Raw genomic sequence first — 11871 nt, 5'->3', positions numbered from 1 at the left:
GGGGGGACGGGGGCGCGCCGTTGTGCCCGGTTACCGACGGGCGGTGGAGGCGTGCACCCGGTCGGCCGGGTCGTCCTCGACCGGTTCCGGGGTGCCGGACGGGCGGGGCAGCCGGACGGCGCCGGTGCCGGTGCCGGGCCGCTCCGCGCCACGGGTGCCCCGGTCCGGCCGCTTCGCGCCGCGGGCGGCCTCGGTGAGCGCGAGCTGACGGTCGGCCTCGGCCTGGATGGCGTCCTTGTCGCCGATCTCGGCGTCCGGCAGCGCGTCCGGGAGGAGGTCCTCCAGCAGCCGCAGCGGCCGGTAGGCGAGGCCGAGCAGGCCCCAGACGGCGAGCACCAGGCCGACCACGACGAGCAGCAGGCCGGCGCCGCGGCCCGGTCCGGTGCCGAGCACCAGGCCGACCGAGTCGGCGAGCGCGCCGCCGGGGCGCATCAGCGGCTCGAAGACGTGGTCGGAGAGCGGGCCGGCGGTGAGGAAGCCGAGCGGCATCATCGACATGGCCAGCATCTGGTTGGTGGCCAGCACCCGGCCCTGGAGCTCCATCCCGACCTTGGTCTGGATCAGCGCCATCCAGTGCGAGTTGAGGATCATCATGGCCGCCCAGAGGACGAAGAGTCCGCAGGCGGTGAGCGCGGCGCCGGGCCGGCTACCGGCCAGCACGGCGGCGAGGCCGACCACCGAGGTGAAGCCGATCATGCCGGTGGTGCGGCGGCGGGTGCCGCCCCACAGGGCCATCACCAGGGCGCCGGTCATCGCGCCGAGGCCGCCGAGGGCGGTGACCACACCGAGCTGCACGGCCGAGCCGGTGGCCAGCACCATCGGGGTGACCAGCACGGTGGCGACGGCGAACAGGTAGTTGAACACCACGAAGAAGACCACCATGGCGACCAGGCTGTGCCGGCGCACGATGTACCGCCAGCCGGTGACCACCTCGCGCAGCAGCGGCTCCTCCTGCTTGTCGAACATCGCGTCCGGGAAGCGGACCAGCAGCAGGCAGGTCACGCCGGTGAGGAAGGTGGCCATGTCGAAGAGCACCACGCCGTGCAGGCCGATCAGCGAGACCAGTACGCCGCCGGCCAGGACGGCCATCATGTCGCCCGCGCCGGTGCCCAGTTGGGCGAGGCCGTTGGCCTGGCCCAGGTAGCGCTTGGGCACCAGTTGGGTGATCGCCGCGAGGTAGGCGGGCCGTTGGAAGGCCGAGCAGGTGGAGCCGACGCAGGCCACCAGATAGATGTGCCAGACCTCCAGCAGGTCGGCCCAGAGCAGGAGCCCGAGCCCGAGCATGGCGGCCGCGGCCACGGTGTCCGTGACGATCATGATCTTGCGCCGGTCGACCCGGTCGGCGACCGCGCCGGCGATCGGCAGCAGCAGCACGGCGGGCAGCACCGCGACCACCGAGATCATCGCGAAGTCGAAGGCCGAGCCGGTCTGCTGGTAGACCCAGACGCCGAGCGCGAAGGTGGAGAGGCTGGTGCCGATCATCGACACGAACTGGCCGATCGCCACCTTGGCGAAGGTCGCGAGTTCGGCCCGGGCGGCCGGGCGCTTGACCTCGGCCGGGGCGGCGGGCACCTCGCCCGCAGCGAACTCCGCCAGTACCCGGGCGAGTTCGTCGGCCTGGTGCTTGAGGAAGTAGTGCCCGGCCCGGGGCACCACCGCGAGGTCGACGGTGCCGCCGAAGTGCTCCCACTCGGTGTACCGCTCCTCGTACAGCAGGGTGGCGCGGTCCTTCTCGCCGACCACGCAGAGGATCGGGGCCTCGATCGGCTTCGGCTGGCCGTCCCCGTAGGCGCGGGTGTAGAAGTCCTCGGCCTGCCGCACGTCGTGGCGCAGCGCCCGGACCAGGAAGTCCTGTTCGGCCGGGTCGTAGACGTCGGTGAAGCCGCCCATGGCGCGCAGGTAGTCGAGGTAGGAGCGGTTGGAGAGCATCCGGTCGCCGGGGTGCCGGCGGGCCATCCACTCGGCGAACCGTCCGGGCAGCCGGGCGGCGGGGAAGGTGCCGCCGAGGGCGACGCCGCGCAGGTCGACGCCGGCCGCCTCCAGCCGGGAGCCGAGGGCGGTGGCGAGCGCGCCGCCGAGGCAGTGGCCGTAGAGCAGCACCGGGCCGTCGATCCGCTCCAGCACCTGGGCGGTCAGGGTGTCGGCGAGCGCGTCGAGTTCGGCGAGTTCGTCGTCCGGGCGGCTCGGGTCGTGGCCGGGCAGCTCGACGGCGTACAGCCGGTGGCCGGCCGGCAGTGCGTCGGCGAGCGGCTGGAAGGTGATCGGGCTGCCGCCGCCGTAGGGGACGCAGACCACGTTGAGCCCGGCCGGGGCGTCGCCGCGGGTGAGCTTGTGCAGCAGGGTGCGCGGGCCCTCGTCGGCGGTGCCGCCGGCCCGGGCGTCGAGCAGCGCGGCGAGTTCGCGGACCGTCGGGTGCTGGAACAGGTCGATGACCGACAGGCCGTCGCCGATCAGCCGGGCGGCGTGCACGGCGGAGAAGGAGTCGCCGCCGAGCGCGAAGAAGTCGTCCGCCGCGCCGATCTCGTCGACCGCCAGCACCTGCCGGTAGGCGGCGGCCACCGCGTGCTCGGTGTCGGTGGACAACTCCCCGCCGCCGGAGGCCGGTTGGACGGCGGCCGGCTCGGGCAGGGCGGCCCGGTCGACCTTGCCGTTGGCGTTCAGCGGCAGGGCGTCCAGGACGACCAGGGCGGCCGGGACCAGGTAGTCGGGCAGCCGGGTGCGCAGCGCGGCGCGCAACTCGCCCGGGTCGGGCGCGGCGGCCGGGTCGGCGGGCACCAGGTAGCCGGCCAGGGAGCGGGCGGCGCCCTCGCCGCGGGCGACCACGACGGCCTCGCGCACCTCGGGGCGGGCGGTCAGCTCGGCCTCGACCTCGCCGATCTCGACCCGGAAGCCGCGGATCTTGACCTGCTGGTCGATCCGGCCGAGGAACTCGATCGCGCCGTCGGGGCGGCGGCGGAGCAGGTCGCCGGTGCGGTAGCAGCGGCGGCCGGCCACCGTCACGAAGCGCTCGGCGGTGAGGTCCTCGCGGCCCAGGTAGCCGCGGGCGACGCCGGGGCCGGAGACGTACAGCTCGCCGGGGACGCCGACCGGGACGGGGCGGCGGCGGGCGTCCAGGAGGTGCGCGGTGACGTTGCCGAACGGGCGGCCGAGCGGCGCGGTGGCCGCGTCGCCGAGGTCGGCGGGGACGGGCGCGCCGAGCATCGAGACGGTGGTCTCGGTGGGCCCGTAGTGGTTGTGCAGCGGCAGGTCGGGCCGGGCGGCCCGGATCCGGGCCACCAGGTCGGGCCGCAGCGCCTCGCCCGCGCAGATCAGCAGCCGGGCGGGGAGGATCGCGCCGAGGCCGGCGCCGTGCGCGGCCAGGCCCTCCAGGTGGCTGGGGACCAGCTTCACGGCGTCGATCCGGTGCTCGGCCGTGTAGGCGGCGAAGGCCGCCGGGTCGGTGGCCTGGTCGCGGGTCAGCAGGTGCAGGCAGCCGCCGCCGGTGAGCGCGCCGAACACGTTGGTGGTGCCGAGGTCGGCGGCGAAGGTGGAGACCAGCGCCCAGTTCCAGCCCGTCTGGTCGCCGCCGATCCGCTCGCGCAGCCCGTGCAGGTAGTTGCGGTAGTTGCGGTGCTCGACGGCGACGCCCTTGGGCGCGCCGGTGGAGCCGGAGGTGAAGAGGAGGTAGCAGAGGTGCTCGGGGCGGACGTCCACCTCGGGCGGGTCGGCGCGCTCCGCGCCGTCCGGGACGACCACCGGGTGGTCGCCGGTGAGCCGGCCGCAGAGGTCCTCGGTGGTGACGACTGCTACGGCGCCGGCGGCGTCCAGCAGGGCGTTGATCCGCCCGTCGGGGTAGACCGGGTCGAGCGGCAGGTAGGCGCCGCCGGCCTTGAGGATGCCGAGCATGCCGACGACCAGGGCGGCGGAGCGCTCGACCAGCAGGCCGACCGGGCGGTCCGGGCCGACGCCCTTCGCGCGCAGCCGGTGGGCCAGCGCGTTGGCGCGCCGGTCGAGTTCGGCGTAGCCGAGCACCTCGTCGGCGCCGCGTACGGCGGGCGCGTCGGGGGTGCGGCGGACCTGCTCCTCGACCAGGCCGTGCAGGGTGCCGCCGAGGTCCCAGCCGCGCGGCGTCTCGTCGTCCCAGGCGGTGAGCTGACGCTGCTCGGACGGGGTGAGCAGGGGCAGTTCGGCGAGCGGCCGGTCGGGGCCCGCGGCCATCGCGTCGAGCACCGTGGTGAGGTGGCCGAGGACGCGCCGGACGGTGGACTCCTCGTACAGCCCGGTGCGCCAGACGAGGTCGGCGGCGAGTTCGCCGCCGTGGTCGACGACGGCCACCGAGAGGTCGAACTTGGCGGTGTCGGTGCCGATCGGCCGCCAGCGGACGCTGTGGCCGGGCAGTTCGGGGCGGGCCTCGGCCTGGTTGTGGACGTTGAGCAGGACCTGGAACAGCGGGGTGTGGGCGAGTTCGCGCTCCAGGCCGAGCGCGTCGATCAGCCGCTCGAACGGCAGGTCCTGGTGGGCGTACGCGCCGAGGGTGGTGTCCTTGACCCGCTCCAGGAGTTCGCGGACCGTCGGGTCGCCGGAGAGGTCGGTGCGCAGCGCCAGGGTGTTGACGAAGCAGCCGACCAGCGGCTCGGTCTCGCTGCGGGTGCGGCCGGCGACCGGGGTGCCGACGGTGACGTCCTCGCTGCCGGCGTACCGGCCGAGGACGGTCTGCAGGGCGGCCAGCAGCACCATGTGGACGGTGCTGCCGGTCTGTTCGGCGAGGGCGCGGATCCGGCGGGTGCGCTCGGCGCCCAACCCCTCGGTGAACCGGGCGCCCGCGGTGCTCGCGACGGCCGGCCGGGGGTGGTCGGCGGGGACCGTGACGGTGGCGGTGGCGCCGCGCAGGCGCTCCTGCCACCAGGCCTGCTGCCGGTCGAGTTCGGCGGCGAGTTCGGTCTGCTGCCAGTGCGCGACGTCCGCGTACTGGACGGGCAGCGGCTCGAAGGCCGGTTCCCGCCCGGCGCGCCGGGCGCCGTAGGCGGTGGCGAGGTCCTCGAACAGCACGCCGATCGACCAGCCGTCGGCCGCGATGTGGTGCAGCACCAGGCTGAGCACGGCCCCCTCGCCGGTGCGCAGCAGGGTGGCGCGCAGCGGCAGGTCGACGGCCAGGTCGAAGGGGCGGTGGGCCTCGGCCGCCAGCCGTTCGTCGACCCGGTCGGCGGGGACGTCGGCGACGGCGAGGGCGGCCCGCCCGGCGGGCAGCGGCTCGGGCCGCACCTCGCCGTCGACGGTCGGGTAGACGGTGCGGAGCACCTCGTGCCGGGCGAGGACGTCGGTGAGGGCGGCGGCCAGGGCGGCCTCGTCGGGCTCGCCGTCGAGGTGCAGGGCGAGCGGGATGTGGTAGGCGGCGCTGTCCGGTTCGTACTGGGCGAGGAACCACATCCGGCGCTGGGCCGAGGAGAGCGGCGCCGGGGTGCCCTCGGGGCGCGGGGTGATGGTGCGCTGCCCGGTGCCGCCGGCGGCGGTCTTGGCGGCCTGGGCGGCCTTGGCCTTGGCGAGGCGGCGGCGCAGCAGTTCCTGCCGCCGGGCGGCGGGGTCCAGTTGGGCGGCGGGGTCCGGTTCGGTCGCGGGGTCCGCTTGGGTGGCGGGGTCCGGTTCGGTGACCGGGTCCGGTTGGGTGGCCGGGTCCGGCCCGGTGGTGTGCTGGTCGGTCATGCGGTCTCCCCCGTTCGGGCACCGGTGTCGCCGGCGGCCGGGCATGCTTCCAAGGTCACGAACCGCGCGGTGGTGCCGGCGGGTTCGCGGTGGGTGGGGTGGTTCACCGGGCGCTCCCGACGGTCGCGTCGAGTGCGCCCAGGCCGTCCGGACCGTCGCCGAGGTCGTCGAGGTCGTCGATCTCCTCCAGCAGGCGCTCCTCGACGCGGCGGGCCAGCGCGGCCAGCGTGCGGTCCTCGAAGACGACGCGCAGGGGCAGTTCGGTTTCGAAGGTGTCCCGGATCCGCGCCAGCAGCCGGGTGGCGAGCAGCGAGTGGCCGCCGAGGGCGAAGAAGTCGTCGTGCCGGGAGACCCGGTCGACCTTGAGGACCTCGGTCCACAGCTCCGCGAGCAGTTCCTCGCAGTCGCCCTCGGGCGGGGCGCCGGCGCCGCCGAGCTGCGGGACCGGCAGGGCGGCCCGGTCGACCTTGCCGCTGGGGGTCAGCGGCAGCGCGTCGAGCAGGACGAGCCCGGCGGGCACCATGTAGTCGGGCAGCCGCTCGGCCAGGGCGGTGCGCAGCGCGTCCTCGGTCAGGCCCGGGGCGACGGCGTAGCCGGCCAGGGCCGGTCCGGCCGGGGTCGTGAGGAGCCGGGCGGCGCCCGCGGTGACGCCGGGGACGGCGGTGAGCGCGGCCTCGATCTCGCCCAGCTCGATGCGGAAGCCGCGGAGCTTGACCTGGGCGTCGGCGCGGCCGTGGTACTCCAGCCGGCCGTCGGCGCGGCGGCAGGCGAGGTCGCCGGTGCGGTACATCGGGGCGCCGTCGGTACGGCCCGGTTCGGCGGTGAACCGTTCGGCGGTCAGCTCGGGCCGGCCGTGGTAGCCGAGCGCGACGCCGGCGCCGGCGATGCAGAGTTCGCCGATACCGTTGACCGGGACGGGCTGCCCGGAGGCGTCGAGCAGGTGCAGCCGGGTGTTGGCGACAGGCGCGCCGAGGGCCACCACACCGCCGTGGGCGGCGAGTTCGGGGGTGACCCGCTGGACGGTGGACCAGACGGTGGTCTCGGTCGGGCCGTAGAGGTTCCACAGGGCGCCGACCCGGCCGAGCAGCGCGCGGGCGAGGTCGGCGGTGAGCGCCTCGCCGCCGCACAGGGCGGTCAGGCCGGGGCGGCCGGCCCAGTCGGCCTCCAGCAGCATCCGCCAGGTGGCGGGGGTGGCCTGGAGGTGGGTGACGCCCCGCTTCGCCAGCCAGGCGGCGAGCGCGGCGCCGTCGGTGGCGGTGGCCCGGTCGGCGATCTCCACCCGGGCGCCGGTGACCAGCGGCAGCCACAGCTCCAGGCCGGCGATGTCGAAGGTGACGGTGGTGACGGCGGCCATCACGTCCTGCCCGCTGAGGCCGGGTTCGCGGCCCATCGAGGTGAGGAAGTTGACGATCGCGCGGTGCGGCACGGCGACGCCCTTGGGGCGGCCGGTGGAGCCGGAGGTGTACAGCAGGTAGGCCGGGTCCTCCGGGCCGACCGCGACGTCCGGCGCCTGCGCGGGGGCGGCGGCGTGCTCGGGGCCGTCCACCAGGACGCTCTCCCGGCCGTGCAGCAGTTCGTCGCCGGCGGTGGCGGTCTCGGCGACCACCAGGGTGACGCCGGCGTCGTCGAGCACGCCCCGGTTGCGGGCGAGCGGCTGGTCGACGTCGACCGGCAGGTAGGCGGCGCCGCTGCGCAGCACGCCGAGCAGGGCGGCGGGCAGCAGCCGGCCCCGCCGGACGGCGACCGCGACGAGGCTGCCGGGGCCCGCCCCGCGGGCGCCCAGCAGGTGGGCCAACCGGTCGGCGGCGGCGTCGAGTTCGGCGTAGCTGAGGGTGCCGTCGGCGGCGGAGACGGCGGGCGCGTCCGGGGTGCGGGCAGCCTGGTCGGCGACCAGCCGGTGCAGCGGGGCGTCGGGGATCGGCGTCTCGGTGCGGTTGACCGGCGCGTCGGCCGCGAGTTCGGCGGCGGAGAGCATGGCGAGCTCGCCGAGCGGGCGGTCGGGCTCGGCGACGGCCGCGGCGAGCAGGGCGACCAGGTGGTCGAGCACGGCCCGCACCGACCGCTCCTCGTAGCGGGAGGTGCGGTACTCGGCGGACAGCAGCGGGCCGTCGGCCGGGAACTCCAGGAACAGCGAGAGGTCGGTCTTCGCGGTGCTGTTGCACACCTCGGCGACGAAGGTCAGGCTCAGGCCGGGCAGTTCGACGCCGGCCACCGGGTGGTTCTGGACGGCGAGCAGCACCTGGGAGATCGGCGAGGCGGTGAGGCCGGCCGAGCCGCCGTAGCGGCGGGTGTGGTCGACGAACGGGTGGCCGCTGTGCTCGGCGGCGTCCAGGACGGCCGGGCGGATCCGGGCGAGCAGCTCGCGGAAGGTGTCGGTGCCGGCCGCGTCGAAGCGCAGCGCCACGGTGTTGATCAGCGAGCCGAGCACGGTCTCCAGCTCGGGGACGGGGCGGACGGCGAAGGGGCTGATCACGGCGATGTCGGTGCGGCCGGTGTAGCGGTGCAGCACTCCGCCGAGCGCGCCGAGCACCGCCATGTAGAGGCTGGCGCCCTCCTGGGCGGCCCACTTCTCGACGCCCTTGACGAAGCCGGCGTCCAGTCGGCGGGCGATCCGGCGGCCGGCGACGTCCTGCGGGTTGGGGTGCGGGCGGTCGCCGGGCAGGTGCTGCTCGGCGTCGATGCCGCGCAGCCGCTCCGACCAGCGTTCGGCGGCCTCCCGGCCGGCCGCGACATGGCGCTCCTCCCAGCGCGCGACATCGGACAACTGGAGCTCGGGCTCGGGCAGTTCGCCGTCCCGGTGGGCGCGGGCGAGCTCGGCGAGCAGCAGTCCGGCGGCCCAGCCGTCCATCGCGGCGTGGTGCACGGTCAGCAGCAGCTCGTGCCGGTCCGCCGCGGTGCGCACGGCGAGGGCGCGCAGCAGCCGGCCGCCGGCGAGGTCGAGCGGGCGGGCGGCCTCGGCGCGCAGCGCGGCGTCCAGGGCCTGCTCGTCGGGCGCCGCCCCGCCGGGGCCGGTGAGGTCGAGCAGCGGGACGTCGACGGGGTAGGGCGGGCGGACGTCCGCGACGACCTCGTCGCCCTCGCCGATAGGGTTCGGGGTGCCGCGCAGCGCGGTGCGCAGCACCTCGTGGCGGCGGATCACCTCGGTGAGCGCGCGGCCGAGGGCCGCCCGGTCCAGGGCGCCCTCGGCGCGGATGCGCAGCGGCACGTTGTAGAGCGGGCTGTCGCGCTGGAGGGACTCGTGCAGCCAGAGTTCGCGCTGGAAGCCGGTGGCCCGGGCGGGCAGTAAGGCCTCGCGGCGCGGGGGCTCGACGGAGGGGCGTCCGCCGCCGCCGTTGGCGACCCGGACGGCCAGCGCGGCGACGGTCGGGGCGGCGAAGAACTCGGCGAGCGGCACCCGGGTGCCGAACTCCCGCTCGACCCGGGCGAGCAGGCCGGCGGCGAGCAGGGAGTGGCCGCCGAGGTCGAGGAAGACGTCGTGCACGCCGACCTCGGGGACGCCGAGTAGGCCCTGCCAGAGTTCGGCGATCCGGGTCTCGGCGGGGGTGCGGGGGGCGACGAACAGCTCGTGCCCGGCGCGGCTGCGGGCGACCGGGGGCAGCGCCTTGCGGTCGGTCTTGCCGTTCGGCGTCAGCGGGAGGCGCTCCAGCACGGCGACGGCCAGCGGCACCATGTAGCCGGGCAGGGCGGCGGCGCAGTGGGCGCGCAGTTCGGCGGGTGTCGGTTCGGCGGTGCCGGGGGCGGTGCCGGGGGCGGTGCCTGGGGCGGGGGCGGGCTGGACGAAGGCGGCCAGGTAGTCGCCGGCCTCGTCGCGCTGGACGACGGCGGCGGCGGCCTCGACGGCGGGGTGGGTGGCGAGCACGGCCTCGATCTCGCCCAGCTCGACCCGGAAGCCGCGGACCTTCACCTGGTGGTCGACGCGCCCGTGGTACTCCAGGTCGCCGTCGGGCAGCCGGCGGACCAGGTCGCCGGTGCGGTAGCAGCGCACGCCGTCGACGTGGACGAAGCGCTCCGCGGTGAGGTCGGGGCGCCCGTGGTAGCCGCGGGCCAGGCCCTCGCCGGAGAGGTAGAGCTCGCCGATGCCGCCGTCGGGCACCGGTATCCGGTGCTCGTCCAGGACGTGGCCGAGGGTGCCGGGGAGCGGGCGGCCGATGACCGGCTCGCCGGCCCCGCCGCGGGCGACCAGCGACCAGGTGGAGTAGACGGTGTCCTCGGTGGGCCCGTACAGGTTGTAGAGGCGCTCGACCCCGGGCTGGGCGTGGACCTTGTCGGCCAGGTGGCGGGGCAGCGCCTCGCCGGCCAGGTTGACCACCCGCACGCCGCCCGGCAGGCCGCCCCCGCCGGGAAGGCCGTCGCCGCGCAGCAGCGCCGCCATGGCGCTGGGCACGGTGTTGACCAGGGTGACCTCGTCCCGGGCGGGCAGCTCGGGGAGGGCGAGGACGTTCTCGGCGACCACGATCGTGCCGCCGACGGAGAGCGGGAGGAACAGCTCGTACACCGAGATGTCGAAGCACACGGAGGTGCCGAACAGCACACCGGCGAGGTCCGCCGCGGTGTAGGTGTCGGCGGCCCAGCGGAGCATGGCGTTGACGCCGCGCTGGGTGACCGAGACGCCCTTGGGGCGGCCGGTGGAGCCGGAGGTGTAGAGCACGTAGGCCGGCGCGTCGGTGGCCGCGTCGCCGGTGGTGGGGCGCGCGGCGGCCGGGTCGAGCGGGGCGGTGGGGCCGTCGCCGTCGATGTGCAGGAGGGTGGCGCCGGCACCGTTCAGCAGGTGCTCGTGGGCGCGGTCGGTGACCACGACCGGGGCCTGCGCGTCGCCGACGACCAGTTCGAGGCGGTCCCGGGGGTAGGCCGGGTCCAGCGGTACGTACGCGGCGCCGGCCCGCAGGACCGCCAGGACGCCGACCACGAGGTCCGCCGTTCGCGGTAGGCAGACACCGACCAGGGTCTCGGCCCGGACCCCGGCGGCGGCCAGCCGGCCCGCGACCGCGCCGGCGGCGGTGTCCAGCTCGCGGTAGGTCAGCCGGCGCGTGCCGTCGATCACGGCGGTGGCGTCCGGGGTCCGTCTGACCTGCGCGGCCACCAGTTCGGCCAGCGGTGCTGCCGGGTCCAGTGGAGGAAGTCCCGTCGAACTCATCGCTCTCTCCCGAGGGGTGTTGCCGCATCGACTTGTGGTCGGCGAGAAATGGGCGGTGTGCCATCGGAGATGGTGGGGTAAAGATCTACGAATCACCAGCACATTTCCGTCACTCGTTCGATATGCCGGAAAGATCACCTCCGCCGGGCCGGGCGGGGGTTCGCATGTGTGACGGATCCTCAGGGATTCCGTACAGAGTGTCAGCCCCCTTGGCAGCGGCGGATCGTGCCGATACCGTTTCGCCGACGGTTCGTCAGATGGGGCATGCGTGCGCCCCCTCGGCACCGCAAGCAGATTTCCGGACCAAATATTGTCGGGGGACAGTCAAGAATTGGCCGGTTGTGCGGCCTCGGTGTGGCGGGGTGAAGGGTCGCGGACGCGGTGAATTGTGTGCGGACTGCGTGCGTTCATGAGGGCTCCGGGGAGGCGTGCGCACCGGTTCGGTCCCCGGGCGCTCCCCACGGTCCGGTGCCCGCCGTCCCGGGCGCCCGGGGCACCGGTCGCGTCCCGGTCCCGCCGCCGTCCCGCCCCTGAGAGCCGACCGCCGTCCGGGGAGGGGCGAGAATGGACCGCATGTCCCGACGTCGCCCCGCGCCCCGCGCCGCCACCCCCGCGCCGCGCCTGCTGCCCTCCTCCCCCTGCCCGTGCGGCCTGCCCGGCAGCTACGCCGACTGCTGCGGCCGGCTGCACCGCGGCCAGGCCGCCGCCACCACCGCCGAGGCCCTGATGCGCTCCCGCTACAGCGCCTTCGCCGCCCGCGACGAGGCCTACCTGCTGCGCACCTGGCACCCGGACACCCGGCCGGACGGGGTGGACTTCGACCCGGCGCTGCGCTGGGTGCGGCTGGAGGTGCTCTCCACCACCGAGGGCGGCGCGTTCCACACCGAGGGCACCGTGGCCTTCCGGGCCCACTACACGGAGGGGCGGGAGGAGGGCGTCCTCAGCGAGCACAGCCGGTTCGTGCGGCACGAGGGCGCCTGGGTCTACCTAGGGTCCCAGTAGTTCTCGCCGAAAAAACAACGCTATGCCGTGCAGCGGCTCCTGATCTGGCCTGATTC

General features: G+C 75.7%; 3 protein-coding genes. 1 reads left to right on the top strand and 2 read right to left on the bottom strand.

Annotation, left to right across the window (positions count from 1 at the left end):
• Window positions 1-30: 30 nt before the first annotated feature.
• Both ACFP3U_RS01260 and ACFP3U_RS01255 read right to left on the bottom strand, forming a co-directional pair.
• Window positions 31-5679, bottom strand: a complete 5649-nt coding sequence (locus ACFP3U_RS01260) for a non-ribosomal peptide synthetase/MFS transporter (protein ID WP_380223165.1) — start codon at window positions 5677-5679, stop codon at window positions 31-33.
• Window positions 5680-5782: 103 nt separating this feature from the next.
• Entirely contained in the window at window positions 5783-10813 is a 5031-nt protein-coding gene (locus ACFP3U_RS01255) for an amino acid adenylation domain-containing protein (protein ID WP_380223164.1), read from the bottom strand.
• A gap of 573 nt (window positions 10814-11386) precedes the next feature.
• Here ACFP3U_RS01255 and ACFP3U_RS01250 point away from each other — a divergent pair.
• The gene (locus ACFP3U_RS01250; protein WP_380223163.1) at window positions 11387-11815 is read left to right on the top strand and encodes a YchJ family protein; all 429 of its coding nucleotides are present in this window, start codon (window positions 11387-11389) and stop codon (window positions 11813-11815) included.
• Window positions 11816-11871: the final 56 nt, after the last annotated feature.

It is taken from the genome of Kitasatospora misakiensis (assembly GCF_042656005.1).
GTDB classification, from domain to species: Bacteria; Actinomycetota; Actinomycetes; order Streptomycetales; family Streptomycetaceae; genus Kitasatospora; species Kitasatospora misakiensis.
The sequence above is the reverse complement of the archived record's forward strand: the minus strand, read 5'-3'. Positions and strand labels throughout refer to the sequence as shown.

Excerpts from the sequence above, each read along its gene's own strand:
- ACFP3U_RS01260 (WP_380223165.1), bottom strand. The coding sequence starts at position 5,679 with ATGACCGACCAGCACACCACCGGGCCGGACCCGGCCACCCAACCGGAC.
- ACFP3U_RS01255 (WP_380223164.1), bottom strand. The coding sequence starts at position 10,813 with ATGAGTTCGACGGGACTTCCTCCACTGGACCCGGCAGCACCGCTGGCC.
- ACFP3U_RS01250 (WP_380223163.1), top strand. The coding sequence starts at position 11,387 with ATGTCCCGACGTCGCCCCGCGCCCCGCGCCGCCACCCCCGCGCCGCGC.